This window comes from Pantoea sp. 18069, assembly GCF_902706035.1.
In the GTDB taxonomy this organism is placed as follows: Bacteria; Pseudomonadota; Gammaproteobacteria; order Burkholderiales; family Burkholderiaceae_C; genus Comamonas.
In genome coordinates this window covers 16,438-32,226 of sequence record NZ_CACSJA010000040.1, presented here as the reverse complement: position 1 = coordinate 32,226, position 15,789 = coordinate 16,438, and the positions used below count along the sequence as shown (strand labels likewise).

General features: G+C 67.7%; 13 protein-coding genes. 10 read left to right on the top strand and 3 right to left on the bottom strand.

Features of this window, described 5'->3' with window-relative positions; all coding sequences use genetic code 11:
- Positions 1-30: 30 nt before the first annotated feature.
- From GVL12_RS22275 to GVL12_RS22230, 10 genes are all read left to right on the top strand, one after another.
- Positions 31-1,071, top strand: a complete 1,041-nt coding sequence (locus GVL12_RS22275) for an ABC transporter ATP-binding protein (protein WP_159917755.1) — start codon at positions 31-33, stop codon at positions 1,069-1,071.
- A 71-nt stretch (positions 1,072-1,142) separates the two neighbouring features.
- Positions 1,143-2,429, top strand: coding sequence for an ABC transporter substrate-binding protein (locus GVL12_RS22270; protein ID WP_159917754.1), 1,287 nt, complete (start codon positions 1,143-1,145; stop codon positions 2,427-2,429).
- Positions 2,430-2,433: 4 nt separating this feature from the next.
- On the top strand, positions 2,434-3,354 hold the full coding sequence (locus GVL12_RS22265) for a carbohydrate ABC transporter permease (RefSeq protein ID WP_159917753.1): 921 nt from the start codon (positions 2,434-2,436) through the stop codon (positions 3,352-3,354).
- A 26-nt stretch (positions 3,355-3,380) separates the two neighbouring features.
- Positions 3,381-4,208 carry a carbohydrate ABC transporter permease gene (locus GVL12_RS22260; RefSeq protein ID WP_159917761.1) on the top strand — a complete coding sequence of 276 codons (828 nt, stop codon included), beginning with the start codon at positions 3,381-3,383 and terminating at the stop codon, positions 4,206-4,208.
- Positions 4,209-4,278: 70 nt separating this feature from the next.
- Positions 4,279-5,142, top strand: coding sequence for an endonuclease/exonuclease/phosphatase family protein (locus GVL12_RS22255; protein ID WP_159917752.1), 864 nt, complete (start codon positions 4,279-4,281; stop codon positions 5,140-5,142).
- Between the two features lie 4 nt (positions 5,143-5,146).
- Positions 5,147-7,375 (top strand): penicillin-binding protein 1C, encoded by a 2,229-nt coding sequence (pbpC, locus tag GVL12_RS22250; RefSeq protein WP_159917751.1) that lies wholly within the window; start codon positions 5,147-5,149, stop codon positions 7,373-7,375.
- Positions 7,376-7,697: 322 nt separating this feature from the next.
- On the top strand, positions 7,698-8,879 hold the full coding sequence (locus tag GVL12_RS22245) for an alpha-hydroxy acid oxidase (protein ID WP_159917750.1): 1,182 nt from the start codon (positions 7,698-7,700) through the stop codon (positions 8,877-8,879).
- Between the two features lie 123 nt (positions 8,880-9,002).
- Positions 9,003-9,926, top strand: coding sequence for a DMT family transporter (locus tag GVL12_RS22240; RefSeq protein WP_159917749.1), 924 nt, complete (start codon positions 9,003-9,005; stop codon positions 9,924-9,926).
- A gap of 213 nt (positions 9,927-10,139) precedes the next feature.
- Positions 10,140-11,387 (top strand): DNA polymerase IV, encoded by a 1,248-nt coding sequence (locus GVL12_RS22235; protein ID WP_200844003.1) that lies wholly within the window; start codon positions 10,140-10,142, stop codon positions 11,385-11,387.
- 123 nt (positions 11,388-11,510) lie between these two features.
- Positions 11,511-13,070, top strand: coding sequence for a PAS domain-containing methyl-accepting chemotaxis protein (locus tag GVL12_RS22230; RefSeq protein WP_159917748.1), 1,560 nt, complete (start codon positions 11,511-11,513; stop codon positions 13,068-13,070).
- A 68-nt stretch (positions 13,071-13,138) separates the two neighbouring features.
- Here GVL12_RS22230 and queF read toward each other — a convergent pair whose 3' ends face one another.
- The 3 genes from queF to yaaA all read right to left on the bottom strand — a co-directional run bounded on the left by queF (position 13,139) and on the right by yaaA (position 15,784).
- Positions 13,139-13,984: an NADPH-dependent 7-cyano-7-deazaguanine reductase QueF gene (gene queF / locus GVL12_RS22225; protein WP_159917747.1), complete on the bottom strand. Its 846-nt coding sequence runs from the start codon at positions 13,982-13,984 to the stop codon at positions 13,139-13,141.
- An 89-nt stretch (positions 13,985-14,073) separates the two neighbouring features.
- Positions 14,074-14,916: a 2OG-Fe(II) oxygenase gene (locus tag GVL12_RS22220; RefSeq protein WP_200844002.1), complete on the bottom strand. Its 843-nt coding sequence runs from the start codon at positions 14,914-14,916 to the stop codon at positions 14,074-14,076.
- Positions 14,917-15,007: 91 nt separating this feature from the next.
- Positions 15,008-15,784, bottom strand: coding sequence for a peroxide stress protein YaaA (gene yaaA, locus GVL12_RS22215; RefSeq protein WP_159917745.1), 777 nt, complete (start codon positions 15,782-15,784; stop codon positions 15,008-15,010).
- Positions 15,785-15,789: the final 5 nt, after the last annotated feature.

Sequence of the window (15,789 nt, the reverse complement as noted above, 5' to 3'; positions counted from 1 at the left end):
CGTCACATGACTTGCCTAGACTTGGCACTCATGTCCTTGATCGAACTCGATGGTGTCGCAAAGTCCTGGGGTGCAACAACGGCGCTGCGCGCGCTGCAATTGCGCATCGAACCGGCAACTTTCTGCGTACTGCTCGGGCCCTCGGGCTGTGGCAAGTCGACCACGCTGCGCATCATCGCGGGGCTGGAAACCGCGACAGCGGGCAGCGTGCGCATCGATGGCCGCGAAGTCGGCCACCTGCCACCCGCCGAGCGCGGCATTGCCATGGTGTTCCAGAACTACGCCTTGTTTCCCCATCTCACGGTGGCGCAGAACATAGGCTTTGGCCTGTCGGTGCGCAAGGTGCCTGTGGCCGAAGCCGCGCGCCGCCTGGCCGAAGCCGCCGAGCTGCTGGGCCTGACCGGCTTGCTTGACCGACGGCCCGCGCAACTCTCGGGCGGCCAGCAGCAGCGCGTGGCGCTGGGGCGCGCGCTCGTGGCCCAGGCCAAGGTCTGCCTGATGGACGAACCCCTTTCCAATCTCGACGCCCAGCTGCGCCAGGAAATGCGCAGCGAACTGCGCGAGCTGCAGCAGCGCCTGGGCCTGACGGTGGTCTATGTGACCCATGACCAGGCCGAAGCGATGAGCATGGCCGACCAGGTGGTGCTGCTGCACCAGGGCAGTGTCGAGCAGTGCGCGACACCGCGCGAAATGTATGCGCGTCCCGCGAGCCGCTTTGCCGCGCGCTTCATCGGCACGCCGGCGATGAACCTGGTCGTGCTCGAGCATGGCCGGATCGCGGGCAGCGATGTGGGCGTGGGCGGCGGCAGCGCGCGCTGCATGGGCCTGCGCCCCGAAGCCATTACGGTCGTCCCCGATACGCAGCCCGGTTTTGACGCCCAGGTTGTCGGCCAGGAATACCTGGGCGCCGATCTGGTGCTGCGCTGCCAGATCGGCAGCGAAGTGCTCACGGTGCGCGCGCCGGGCCCACAGCAGGTGCCCACGGGCGCGCGCGTGCGCCTGGCCTGGCAGGACACCGACACCCATTTCTTCGGCAGCGAGGGCCTGCGCCTGGCCACACGCGGCGCTTGAGTTCTTTCTTCGGATTGCGGGCCTTGCCGCGGCAGCGCCCCGTCGTTCATCGCTTTTTTTCAGGAGTCACCATGCATCGCAAGACCTTCATCCAGACCCTGGCCCTGGCCGCTGCCGCGGGCTCGCTGGGCCTGGCCCATGCCCAGGCGCCGGTGGAAGTGCCGTTCTACTACCCCGTGGCCGTGGGCGGAGCCATTGCCAAGACCATCGATGGTTTTGCGGCCGATTTCATGAAGCAGAACCCCAATATCAAGGTCACGCCTATCTATGCGGGCACCTACCAGGAAACCATCGTCAAGGCGCTCACGGCCCACAAGTCGGGCAAGCCGCCCGCAACGTCGGTGCTGCTGTCGACCGACATGTTCACGCTGATCGACGAAGACGCGATTGCGCCTATCGACCAGTTCGTGAAGACTGATGCCGACCAGGCCTGGCTCAAGGGCTTCTACCCCGCCTTCATGGCCAACAGCCAGACCGGCGGCAAGACCTGGGGCGTGCCGTTCCAGCGCTCCACCGTGGTGATGTACTACAACAAGGATTTGTTCAAGCAGGCCGGGCTGGACCCCAACCGCGCGCCCCAGAGCTGGAAGGAGCTGAGCGAGGCCGCGCAAAAGCTCACGCGCAAGGACGCCAGCGGCAAGGTCACGCAGTACGGCATACAGATTCCGTCGACGGGTTTTGCCTACTGGATGCTGCAGACGCTGACCACGCCCAATGGCGTGCTGCTGGCCAACGAGGCCGGCACCAAGGTCACGTTCGACGACCCCAAGGTGGTCGAGGCGCTCGACTACTGGGTCAACCTGGCCCGCACGGGCGTGCACCCCAGCGGCGTGGTCGAATGGGGCACGACGCCCAAGGATTTCATAGAGCAGAAGGCGGCGATCATCGTCACCACCACCGGCAACCTGACCAACCTCAAGGCCAATGCCAAGTTCGACTTCGGCGTGGGCCAGATCGCGGGCAATGTGCGCAAGGGCTCGCCCACGGGCGGCGGCAATTTCTACATCTTCAAGAAGTCGACGCCGGCGCAGCAGCAGGCCGCGTTCGAGTTCATCAAATGGGTGACCCAGCCCGAGCGCGCGGCGCAGTGGAGCATGGACACCGGCTATGTCGCCGTGTCGCCCGCGGCCTACGAGACGCCGGTGCTCAAGAAATACGGCCAGGATTTCCCGCCGGCCCTGGTCGCGCGTGACCAGCTGCCGGTCTCGGTCGCCGAGTTCTCCACGCACGACAACCAGCGCGTGACCAAGCTGCTCAACGACGCCGTGCAGGCCGCGCTCAACGGCAGCAAGACTTCGGCCCAGTCCTTGAAGGACGCCCAGCGCGAAGCCGATCGCCTGCTGCGCAGCTACCAGTAAGACCATGGCTGCGGGCACGAACATAGCGCGGGGCGCCGCCGCGCCGCGCGCCGCAGTCAGCCAGCATGCGCTGCATGCCTGGCTGTTGCTGCTGCCGGCCCTGGCGCTGCTGGTGTCGTTCACGCACTGGCCGGCGCTGGCCACGCTGGTCGACAGCTTCTTCTCGACGCCGCGCGCCAGCCGGCCCGGCCAGTGGGTGGGGCTGGAAAACTACCAGGTGATGGTCGATGACCCGGTGTTCTGGCAGGCGGTGCGCAACAACCTGTGGTTCGCGGGCGCGACCATTCCGCTGTCGATAGGCCTGGCGCTGGCGATGGCGCTGTGGGTCAACGAGCGCATGCACGGCCGCGCGTTCCTGCGCATGGCGTATTTCACGCCCACGGTGCTGCCGATGATTGCCGTGGCCAATATCTGGCTGTTCTTCTACACGCCGCAGTACGGCCTGCTCGAGCAGATCACCGGCGCTTTCGGCCTGCCGTCGCACAACTGGCTGGGCGACCCGTCCACGGCGCTGGCCTGCATCACGCTGGTCGCGATCTGGAAAGAGGCCGGCTTCTTCATGATCTTCTATCTTGCGGCACTGCAGACGCTCAACCCGAGTCTCAAGGAAGCGGCGGCGATCGAGGGCGCGTCGCGCTGGTATTACTTTCGGCGCGTGCAGTGGCCGCTGTTGATGCCGACCACGCTGTTCGTGCTGGTCAACGCCGTGGTGAATGCGTTCCGGCTGGTCGACCATGTGTTCATCCTGACGCGCGGCGGCCCCGACAACGCGACCAGCCTGCTGCTCTACCACCTCTACGAAGTCGGCTTCAAGTTCTGGGATGCGGGCTATGCGGCCGCGATCACCGTGGTGCTGGTGGTGGTGCTGGCGAGCGTCGCGCTGCTGCAGTTTTTCGTGTTGGACAAGCGGGTGCACTACAAATGAGCGCAAAGAACATGGGCGCCAGGGATATGCCGCGCCAGGGCCCGGCGCTGTACACGGTGTCGTGGCTGGACACGGTCGCGGCCTGGCTGCTGGCGCTGCTGTGGATACTGCCGCTGGTCTACGCGGTCTGGACGGCCTTCCACCCGGCCGAGTTCTCGACGCGCTTCGATCTGGCCGCGCCCTGGACGCTGGAGAACTTCCGCCATGCCTGGCAGGCCGCGCCGTTCGCGCGCTATTTCCTCAACACCACGCTGCTCGTGGCCATGATCCTGGCGGCGCAGCTGGTGCTCAGCACGCTGGCCGCCTACGCGTTCGCGCGCTACGAGTTCCGCGGCAAGAACGTGGCGTTCGCGCTGGTGCTGGTGCAGCTGATGATCATGCCCGACATCCTGCTGGTGGAGAACTACCAGACCATGGCCAGGCTGGGCCTGGTCGACAGCCTGCTGGCGATCGGCCTGCCGTACTTTGCCTCGGCGTTCGCGATCTTCCTGCTGCGCCAGACCTTCATGGGCATTCCCAGGGAGCTGGACGAAGCCGCGCGCGTCGAAGGCGCAAGCGCGCTGCAGACGCTGTGGCGTGTCTATGTGCCGCTGGCCAAACCGGTCTACACCGCGTTCGCTCTGGTCTCTGTGAGCTTTCACTGGAACAATTTTCTCTGGCCGCTGATCATCACCAACAGCGTTGAATCGCGCCCGCTCACGGTGGGGCTGCAGGTGTTTTCCTCGGTCGAGCAGGGCGTCGAATGGTCGACGATCACCGCCGCGACGCTGATGACGTCGGCGCCGCTGCTGGTCGCCTTCCTGCTGTTCCAGCGCCAGTTCGTGCAGAGCTTCATGCGCGCGGGCATCAAATAGCGCCTGTGCCGGGAAGCCCAGACGGCATTCGCTGGCTTGGACGGTGCGCGCCTTGGGGTGTAATGGATGCATGAAGATCCTCAGCTGGAACACCCAATGGTGCTGTGGCCTCGACGGCCTGGTCAGCCCGCAACGCATCCTCGAGCGCGCGCGTTCTCTCGCCGATGCCGATGTGCTGTGCCTGCAGGAAATCGCCGTCAACTACCCGGGCCTGCAAGGCTGTCCCGGCGACCAGCTCGCGCAGTTGCAGAAGCTGCTGCCGGGCTGGCAGCTGTTTTTCGGCGCGGCCGTCGATGAGTTCACGACCACGGGCCGCCAGCGCTTCGGCAATCTGATCGCGACCCGCCTGCCGGCGCTGCAGGTCCAGCATTACCCGCTGCCGTACCCGGCCGACGCGGGTGTGCGCAGCATGCCCCGCATGTGCAGCGTGGTCACGGTGATGGACGCGCGCCTGGGCGCGGTGCGCGTGATGACGACGCACCTCGAGTACTACTCCAAGCGCCAGCGCATGGCCCAGGCGCTGGCGCTGCGCAGCCTGCACCTCGCGGCCTGCAATCTCGCCGATGCGCCGCCGCAGGAAAGCCGCGACGGCTCGCCGTTCCAGACCAAGGTGCGCACCCACCAGGCGGTGCTCTGCGGCGACTTCAACCTCGAGCCGCACGAGCCCGAATACGCGGCGCTGACCGCGCGCTGGGCGACGGGCGAGGAGGGCGCGCTGCAGCCCGGCCAGTGGCATGACAGCTGGCGCCTGCTGCACCCTGACCAGCCCCAGCCGGCGACGTTCAAGCTGTTCGACCGGCGCTATGGCCCCGAGCCCGTGGCCTGCGACTTCATGCTGGTCAGCGACAGCCTGCAGTCGCGCGTGCGCGACTGGCAGACCGATGCACAGACCCAGGCGTCGGACCACCAGCCGGTCGTGCTGACCCTGGGCTGACGCCATGGCGCATGTGTCGAGCCATTGGCGCGCCGCTGCGCTGTGGTGCCTGGCCTGCGCAGCCAGCACCGCTGCCTGGGCCGTTCCCAGCTACGATGAAGTGCGCGGCGCGCACCGCGCGTCCGAAACCCTGGTGCTGTCGCGCGAAGGCGAAGTGCTGCAGCGGCTGCGCACCGATGCCAGCGTGCGCCGCGGCGAATGGGTCGCGCTGCAGGACATTTCGCCGGCATTGCGCAACGCGCTGGTGCTCGGCGAGGACCAGCGTTTCTACGAACACAGCGGCGTCGACTGGTCGGCGGTCTCGGCCGCCGCCTGGGGGCGGCTGTGGCACCAGCGCACGCGCGGCGCGAGCACCATCAGCATGCAGCTCGCGGGCCTGGTCGATGGCGACTGGCGGCGCGGCCCGGGCGGGCGCACGCTGGTGCAAAAGCTCGGCCAGACCGTGGCCGCGCAGGTGCTGGACCGCCGCTGGCGCAAGGACCAGATCCTCGAGGCCTATCTGAACCTGGTGCCGTTTCGCGGCGAACTGGTGGGCATAGACGCGCTGGCGCGCACGCTGTTCGGCAAGGCCGCCCATGGCCTGGACGCGCGCGAAGCCGCGGTTGCCGCGGTGCTGGTGCGCGCGCCCAATGCCGCGCCGCAGCGCGTCGCGCAGCGCGCCTGCGCCCTGCTCGAAAAGCTGCAAAAGCAGGCCGTCGACTGCGAGGCCTTGCAGCTCTACACCGAGAGCAGCCTGCAGCAGCGTCGCTGGCCCGCGGCCGAAGGCGTGGCGCCGCATTTCGCGCGGCGTGTGCTGGCCGAGCAGCCTGCTGCGGGCCAGGAGCTGCCCGCGCGCGTGCGCAGCACGCTCAGCGCCCCGCTGCAGCGCCAGGCGATGCGCAGCCTGCAGCAGCACCTGCGTGAACTCCAGGGCCGCAATGTCGAGGACGGTGCGGTGCTGGTGCTCGACAACGCCACGGGCGAAGTGCTGGCCTGGGTCGGCTCGTCGGGCGCGCTGAGCCAGGCGAGCGAAGTCGACGGCGTGCTCGCGCTGCGCCAGCCCGGCTCCACGCTCAAGCCGTTTCTCTATGCGCAGGCGCTGGCCGAACGGCGGCTCACGGCGGCGTCGCTGATCGACGATTCGTCGGCCCACCTTCCCACGGCCGCAGGCCTCTACATCCCGCAGAACTACGACCGGCGCTTCAAGGGCTGGGTGTCGGTGCGCACTGCACTGGCGGCGTCGCTCAACGTGCCCGCGGTGCGCACGCTGGCCATGGTCTCGCCCGATGCGTTCTTCGCCCAGCTGGGCACTCTGGGCATGCCGCTGCGCGAAAGCGGCAGCTACTACGGCTACAGCCTCGCGCTGGGCAGCGCCGAAGTGCCGCTGCTGCAGTTGACCAACGCCTACCGCGCGCTGGCCAATGGCGGCTGCTGGCGGCCCGTGGCCGCGGCGCAGCTGCAGAACACCAAGCAAGCGGCGCCGGCGCCCACGTGCGCGCCCGCGCTCGATGCGCGCGCGGCGTTCATCGTCGGCGACATCCTGGCCGACGGCAACGCGCGGGCCCCCACGTTCGGCACCGACAGCGTGCTTGCCACGCGCTTCTGGACGGCCGTCAAGACCGGCACCAGCAAGGACATGCGCGACAACTGGGCCGTGGGCTGGTCGCAGCATTACACCGTCGGCGTCTGGGTCGGCAATGCGGGCGGCGAAGCCATGCATGGCGTCAGCGGCAGCAGCGGCGCCGCGCCGATCTGGGCCGAGCTGATGGCCCAGTTGCACGCGCAGCGCCCCAGCCGCGCGCCGCAGCCGCCCGCGGCCACGGCCGCGCGTCCCGCGCTGCTGCGCACCGCCGTGCGCTACGGCCCCGACCCGGCGACGGGTGAGCCGCTGGCCGCGGCGCGCAGCGAATGGTTTCTGCCGGGCACGCAGCAGCCGCTGTTTGCGCTCGAGCAGGCCGGTCCATCCCCCGCGGCGGCGTCGCTGCAGGGGCGTATCCTGCGCCCCGCGCCCGGCACCATCGTCGCGCTCGACCCCGATATTCCACCCGATCGCCAGCGCCTGCAGTTCGCGGCGCGGCTTGCGGCCGGTGACGCGCGCGCGCTGCGCTGGTGGCTGGACGGCAAGGAAGTCGCGCGCGGTGCGCACTGGGCCTGGCTGCCCTGGCCGGGGCGGCACAGGATGGAGCTGCGCGATGCCAAGGGGGCGGTGCTTGATACCGTGGCGTTCGAGGTGCGGGGGGCAGGGGTGAAATAGGAACTTTTGAGGACAGGCCGTTCATGGTCCGACGGGCGCGCCTAGCGAAGCTCACCACGAACGGAAAAACCGTTCGCCCTGAACTTGTCGAGGGGTGAACGTCTGCACGATAAATGAAAGCGCAGCACGAAAGCCGCCACCCTTGCTCGAGCACAGGCCGTTCATGGCTCGACGAGCCCGCCCAGTGAGCCTCACCACAAACGGGTTGGCGGCGGTATTCACTGCACAAAATTTCACGCCCCGCCAAATCCTTTCAGCACCCCAGCCCCACAGCGCTGCCACCGCGCATTACGATGCAGCCTGAATAGAAAAAGGGCAAACCGTGGCATCCGATCTTTCCAAAATCACCTGCATCGAAGACCTGCGCGCCGTGGCCCAGCGCCGTGTGCCGCGCATGTTCTATGACTATGCGGACTCGGGCTCGTACACCCAGGGCACCTATCGCGCCAACGAAGACGACTTCCAGCGCATCAAGCTGCGCCAGCGCGTGGCCGTGAACCTCAGCGGCCGCAGCACGCGCAGCACCATGCTGGGCCAGGAAGTCGCCATGCCCGTGGCGATCGCGCCCACGGGGCTCACGGGCATGCAGCATGCCGACGGCGAAATCCTCGGCGCGCGCGCGGCCAAGGCGTTCGGCATTCCGTTCACGTTGTCGACCATGGGCATCTGCTCGCTCGAGGACGTGGCCGAGGCCACGGACCGCCACCCGTTCTGGTTCCAGCTGTACGTGATGCGCGACCGCTCCTTCGTCGAGAACCTGATCGAGCGCGCCCAGGCCGCGAACTGCTCGGCGCTGCAGATCACGCTCGACCTGCAGATCCTGGGCCAGCGCCACAAGGACATCAAGAACGGCCTGTCGACGCCGCCGCGCCCGACGCTGACCAATCTGCTCAACCTTGCGACCAAGCCGCGCTGGTGCCTGGGCATGCTGGGCACGAAGCGGCGCAGCTTCGGCAACATCGTCGGCCATGCCAAGGGCGTGTCCGACCTGTCGTCGCTGTCGTCGTGGACGGCCGAGCAGTTCGACCCGCAGCTGAGCTGGGCCGACGTCGAATGGATCAAGAAGCGCTGGGGCGGCAAGATCATTCTCAAGGGCATCATGGACGCCGAGGACGCGCGCCTGGCCGTGGACAGCGGCGCTGACGCGCTGGTCGTGAGCAACCACGGCGGGCGCCAGCTCGACGGCGCGCCGTCGTCGATCGCGGCGCTGCCATCCATCGCCTGCGCCGTGGGCAAGAACATCGAAATCTGGATGGACGGCGGCATACGCAGCGGCCAGGACGTGCTCAAGGCGCGCGCGCTCGGCGCGCAGGGCACGCTGATCGGACGCAGCTTTCTCTATGGCCTGGGCGCCTACGGCCAGCCCGGCGTGACGCGCGCGCTTGAAATCATCCAGCGCGAACTCGACATCAGCATGGCGTTCTGCGGCCGCACGCAGATCGATCAGGTGGACCGCTCCATCCTGGTTCCGGGCAGCTACCCACTGCCCTTTCCCGCCGCTTGAACGGGGCAGGCGCAGCAATCTCTGATCGCTGCGGCGCGCTTCGCCAAAAGCGCTGCCGCGCGCGTCCCCGGGGCGCTATGCTGCGGGCACGGGGCGTCCGCTCCCATTCCCGTTTCCTGCTGCATGTCTTCTTCCCTGATTGATTCCACCTGGCTCTGGGTGCCCATTGTGCTGTTCGCGGCCCTGGCCCAGACCGCGCGCAACACCGCCCAGCGCTCGCTGACCCAGGCCATAGGCACCCTGCCCGCGACGCTGGTGCGCTTTCTCTACGGCCTGCCGTTTGCGCTGCTCTGGCTGGGCCTGCTCTATGTGCTGACGCCGCGCGCCTTGCCGCATTTCAGCGCCGCCTACCTGGGCTGGATTGCGCTGGGCGCGCTGTTCCAGGTGGGGGCGACGGCCATGCTGCTGCTGGCAATGAAGGAGCGCAACTTCGCGGTCGCGGTGACCATGTCCAAGACCGAAGTGCTGCAGGTGGCCTTGTTCGCTGCCGTGTTTCTGCATGAACTGCCGACGACGCTGGCGGTCGTGGCGATGGTGATCGCCACGGTGGGCGTACTGACGCTGTCGCTGCCGCCGCGTGACCGGCGCTGGTCGCTGTCGGCCTGGTTCAGCCGCTCGGCGCTCTACGGCCTGGCCTGCGGCGCCTGCTTTGCGATTGCCTCCGTCGGTTTTCGCGGTGCGGCGCTGGCGCTCAACGAGGCTTCCCCGTGGATCAATGGCGCCTGGGGCGTGGTGCTGGCCCAGACCCTGCAATCGCTGGTGCTCGGTGCCTGGGTGGCATGGCGCCATCCGGGCGGCATGGCGCCGGTGTGGCGCGCCTGGCGCGTGTCGCTGGTCGCGGGCAGCATGGGCGCGGCCGCATCCATGGCCTGGTTCAGCGCCTATGCGATGCAGGGCGCGGCCCAGGTGCGCACGCTGGGCATGGTCGAGGTGGTGTTCAGCTATCTGGTCTCGCGCCGCGTGCTGCGCGAGCCGCTGAGCTGGCCCGAGAAAATCGGCATGCTGCTGATGCTTTGCGGATTGGTGCTGGTCACACTGGAGTATTAGAAAGCACCCCCTGAGAGGCTTCGCCTCTTCCCCCTCTCATCCTTCGGTGGAGGGGGGCGCCCGGCTAGGGACGGCAGCCTCGGTGCGGGGCGGCCCTTCCTCGCTGCCTCCATGCTGGAAGGCGCCGGTTTTGCAGATTGGTCGCTGAGTCTGTCGCAGGGCTGTCTGTGCCGGAGCGGACAAAGGCTGGTCGCTGCAAGCACAATTGCGGGCGTGACTGATTCCGCCGAAACGCCGCTGCCGCGCCGCATTGCCCACCTCGACATGGACGCGTTCTATGCGTCGGTCGAACTGCTGCGCTACCCGCAGCTCAAGGGCCTGCCGCTGGTGATAGGCGGCGGCCGGCGCGCGCCCGACAACGCGCTCTTGCAGCGCTATGCGGGCCAGCCGCTGTCGGCGATTCCGGTCGCGGAATTTCCGCTGCTCAAGGACTACACCGGGCGCGGCGTGATCACCACCGCGACCTATGCGGCGCGCCAGTTCGGCATAGGCTCGGCGATGGGCCTGATGAAGGCCGCGCGCCTGTGCCCGCAGGCCATCCTGCTGCCCGTCGATTTTGCCGAGTACCGGCGCTATTCGCGGCTGTTCAAGGAAGTCGTGCTGTCGATGGCGCCGCTGATGGAGGACCGCGGCGTGGACGAGGTCTACATTGACTTCACCGACGTGCCCGGCGGCCAGCGCCAGGGCGGGCGTTCGCTCGCCAGGCTGATGCAGGGCGCCATTGCCGATGCCACGGGCCTGAGCTGCTCGATCGGGGTTGCGCCCAACAAGCTGCTCGCCAAGATGGCCAGCGAGTTCAACAAGCCGCAGGGCATTTCTATCGTCCAGGCCGATGACCTGCAGGCACTGATCTGGCCGCTGGCCTGCCGCAAGATCAACGGCATAGGCCCCAAGTCCGAAGCCAAACTGCAGGCACTGGGAATCGAGACCATTGCCGACCTCGCGGCGCGCCCGCGCGCCTGGCTGCTGCAGCATTTCGGCAAGTCCCATGGCGCCTGGCTGCACGAAGCGGCCTGGGGGCGCGATGACCGTCCCGTGGTCACCGAGAGCGAGCCGGTGAGCATGAGCCGCGAAACCACGTTCGAGCGTGACCTGCATGCGCGCGAAGACCGCGAGGAACTGGGCGCGGTCTTCACCGCGCTGTGCGAGCAGGTGGCGGCCGACCTGCAGCGCAAAGGCTATTCGGGCCGGACCATAGGCATCAAGCTGCGCTATGCCGACTTCAAGACCGCGACGCGCGACATCACGCTGGAGCTGCCCGTGGCCGATGCCGCGGCGATACGGCTTGCGGCCGGCCAGTGCCTCAAGCGCGTGCCGCTGGCGCAGCGGCTGCGCCTGCTGGGCGTGCGCGTGGGCGCGCTGGTCAGGAGCGGCGACGCGCAGGCATTGCTGGCGCAAGGGCCGCGCCCCGGCACGCGTCAGCGTCCAGTAGCCGATCCCTATACTGCGCCGCTTTTTTGACTTGTATCAATTTGCATCGTCTGTGCGAAGATGACAATCCAGGCCATTCCATGGCCATGCCTGCGGGCCGCGCCCAGCCCGCATGACAAACCCAAAGACAAGCGATACCGAGGAGTTCACTGCATGCGCGTCAATTTGCCCGTCACCCAAAACAACCATGATTTTTCAGACGGTGAGCTGTTGGTCTCGACAACCAATACCAAGGGCGAAATCACCCATTGCAACGCGGCATTCGCGCGCGTCAGCGGTTATTCCTACGAGGAACTGATGGGGCAGCCGCACAATCTGGTGCGCCACCCCGACATGCCCGCCGCGGCGTTCAAGGACATGTGGCGCACGATCGCCCATGGCTATCCCTGGACCGGCCTGGTCAAGAACCGCCGCAAGAACGGCGACCACTACTGGGTCAGCGCGAACGTCACGCCGGTCATGGAGAACGGCAAGCCGCGTGGCTATATGTCGGTGCGCAGCAAACCCGGTGCCGCCGAAGTGCGCGAAGCCGAAGCCCTGTATGCGCGCATGCGCGCCGAAGAGGCCTCGGGCCAGGCCACTTTGCGCCTGCGCGGCGGTGAAGTGCGCCAGCTGGGCTGGCGCAGCATGGCCAGCCTGTGGCATGACCTGGGGCTCACGGCGCGCATGGCGCTGATGCTGGCCGTGGTGGCCGCGCTGACCCTGCTGCCCGACCTGCTGGGCTGGTCGGGGCCGCTGGCCTGGGGCACGCGGCTGGCGGTGCTGGCCTTGGGCTCGGCCTGGGTGCTGTGGCGTTTCCACTCGCGCTGCGCGGCCGGCCTCGAAGCCGCGGGCCAGTTCGCTTCCGACCTCGCGGGCTGCAATCTCATGACCGCGCCCGACAACCGCTATGCGGGCGCGATGGGCACCATGCTGCGCCGCATGCAGCAGATCCAGATCAATCTGCGCGCCGTGCTCGGCGATGTGCTGCACGATGTCCAGAGCTTCGCCCGGACTTCGCAGGAAATCGCCCAGGGCAGCGCCGACCTCGCCAACCGCACCGAATCGCAGGCCACCAACCTGCAGCAGACCGCGGCGTCGATGGAGGAGCTGTCGGGCACCGTCAGCCAGACGGCCGAGACCGCGCAGCGCATGGCCGGTGAAAGCGAACAGAGCACGCTGGTCGCGAGCCGCGGCGGCGCTGCTATCCAGGAAGTCGGTGCGGCCATGGAGCGCATCCGCGGCTCCTCCACGCGCATGCGCGAAATCATAGGCGTGATCGAAAGCATTGCGTTTCAGACCAACCTGCTGGCCCTCAACGCCGCTGTCGAAGCCGCACGCGCGGGCGAGCAGGGCCGGGGCTTTGCGGTGGTCGCCGGTGAAGTGCGCGCGCTCGCGCAGCGCAGCGCGGCCTCGGCCAAGGAAATCGGCATGCTGATCAACAGCACCGTCGACGGCATCAACGACGGCAATGCGCGCATGGCCCAGGCCGGCGACACCATCCAGGGCATGGTCACCGCCGTGGACCGCGTGGGCAGCCTGGTGCACCAGATCAGCATCGCCACGCGCGAGCAGTCGATAGGCATAGGCCAGGTCAACGAGGCCGTGGCCCAGCTCGATGCGGTGACGCAGCAGAACGCCGCGCTGGTCGAGCAGTCGGCCGCATCGGCCGCTTCGCTGGGCAGTCGCGCGCAGATGCTGCGGCGGTCGGTGGCGGTGTTCAAGCTGGATTGATGCTTTTCACCGGGGGGCTGCGCCCCCCGGCGAGAGCCACACGCAGTGGGCGAACGTGGGGGCCTTGTTCATTGTCTTGCGTTGCGGATATTGCCCGGCAGCGCCTGCGGGTGGCTGGTGCGCAGCGGGTTGATGTCCAGGCCGCCGCGGCGGGTATAGCGCGCATAGACCGAGAGCTTGAGCGGCGCGCAGCGGCGCCAGATGTCCATGAAGATGCGCTCCACGCACTGCTCGTGGAATTCGTTGTGGTTGCGAAAGCTCACGATGTATTGCAGCAGGCCTTCCTCGTCGATCTTGGCGCCCGTGTAGCGGATCTGCACGCTGCCCCAGTCGGGCTGGCCCGTGACCAGGCAATTGCTCTTGAGCAGGTTGCTGGTCAGTGTTTCCGTGACCGCGGGCAGGCTGGCGTCGGCGCGCAGCAGTTCGGGCGCGGGCTGGTAGTGCGTGCACTCGACATCGAGGCGGTCCAGGCTGATGCCGTCGAATTCATGCACCTGCTGGCGGTCGAACATTTCGGGCAGCAGCAGTTGCACGCCCACGGTGGCGCCTTGCGCGCTGCCGCGCCAGGCGGCTTCGCTCAGGTCTGCACGCAGCCGCGCCTGGACTTCGCCGGCATCGGCGAAACGCGCATTGTTGAAGCTGTTGAGGTAGAGCTTGAACGACTTGCTCTCGATGATGTTGGGCGTTTCGCAGGGAATGGTCACATGCGCGAGCGCGACCTGGGGCTTGCCGCGCAGGTTGAGCCAGGACAGCTCGAATGCGGTCCAGAGGTCGGCGCCAAAGAACGGTGGTTGCTCGCCCAGGCCCAGCTCGGCGCGCTTGGGTTGGCGCGGCAGCGGAAACAGCAGGCTGGCGTCGTACTGGTCGATGTACGCAGAGGGCTTGCCCAGCTGCGAGTGTTCAGGGGTGTTCATTCGGAAAATCTAGTAATGTGCGGCGACTGTGCCGTTGAAGAGGGGCGTGAAACCGGCGGGAAACGAAAACTCCGGCGGGAACCGCCGGGTTAGTCAAACCGGCCCTGGCGCAGCCATTTGGTCGCTATCCATTTTTCGCCCAGGATCACGGGCGCGCCGCCATGCAGCGTGCGGGTCGTGACATCGGGGCGGTCGTAGCTGAAAAATACCGCATGGCCGCGCTGGGGCACGACCTGCAGCGGCACTTCGGGGAAGATGGTCGCGCCGCCTTGCATGGGCTCGTTGAGGTAGATGATCAGCGTGCCCACGCGCTGGCCGCCGCGGCGCACGATGCTTGCCGTGCCCGGCTCGGTGGGGTCGAAATAGTCGTGGTGCGGCTTGTACTCGGCCCCCCGGCCGTAGCGCAGCACCTGCAGGCCTTCGCCGTTTTCGATGGGCCAGTTGAGCAGCCGCGCGATGCGCTCTTCGAGCTGCTGCACCAGCGGCAGTTCGCCGCGCTGGAAGAACATGCCGTCGCTGGTGCGGTCGGCGTTGATTTCCTCGCCGCCCGACGCGGTTTCCACGGTCAGCGAGCGCGACAGCCGGGGCCGCGCGGCGGCGATCAGCGCCTCGCACTCGGCATCGGACAGGATCTGGCCGAACAGCACCACGCGCGGCGCGGTCATGCTCATCAGTACGCGCACCTGGCGGTCACCCACATCGATCGTACCCGGCTCGTCCGCGAGGTCGGGCTCGGGCAGGGCCGCCGCGGCGCGCACCGGCGCCACCTGCAGGGCTGCGCGCGCCACGCTTTCGTTCCAGCCCGCGGCGGTCATTGCCGTGAGCAGCGTGGCGTCGAGCACGCCGAGGCGGCGCTGCTCGGTGATCCATTGGCGCAGTTGCGGGGAAGCGCTGGCAGCGGCCTGGCCTTGCGCTGTCGAGGAGGAAGTCATGGAATGGGGCATGGCAATCAGGGGAAAGCGGCCTGGGCCTGACCGCTTATTTTGAACTGCGCGAAAAAGAAACGGGGGCCGTGCAGCGCGATCAGTCGGCCTTGCGACGGAACACCAGGCGTTCGGGGGTCGAGGCCGTCTCGGCAAAAGCATAGCCTTCGGCCGCAAAACCTTGCAACTGTGCGGGCCGTGTGAGGCGCTGCTGCACTGCGTGGCGGGCCATCATGCCGCGCGCGCGCTTGGCGTGGAAGCTGATGATCTTGTACTTGCCGGCCTTGAAGTCCTCGAACACGCATTCGACGACGCGCGCGCGCAGGTGCTTGCGGTCCACCGACTTGAAGTATTCCTGCGACGCGAGGTTGACCACGACCGGATCGGCCTGGCCCTGCTGGCGCTGGTTCAGGTGCTCGGCGATCTGCCGGCCCCAGAACGCATACAGGTTGCTGCCCGCGGGCGTGGCCAGGCGCGTGCCCATCTCGAGGCGGTAGGGCTGCATGCGGTCCAGCGGGCGCAGCACGCCATACAGGCCGCTGAGCATTGCCAGATGGTCCTGGGCCCAGGCGATGTCGGGCTTGGACAGCGTGCCCGCCTGCAAGCCTTCGTAGACATCGCCATTGAACGCAAACAGCGCCTGGCGTGCGTTCTCGGCGGTGAACTCGGGGCTCCAGGCCGCATAGCGCGCCACATTCAATGCGGCGAGCTTGTCGCTCAGGCCCATCAGCGCGGCCAGCGACTGCGGCGTCTGCAGCCGCAGCACATCGATGAGTTCGCTCGATTGCGCGATGAATGGCGGCAGCGTGTGTTTCAGGCCCGCAGGCAGCGGGGATTCGTAATCAAGGGATTTGGCGGGGGACAGCAGCAGCAGCATGGACG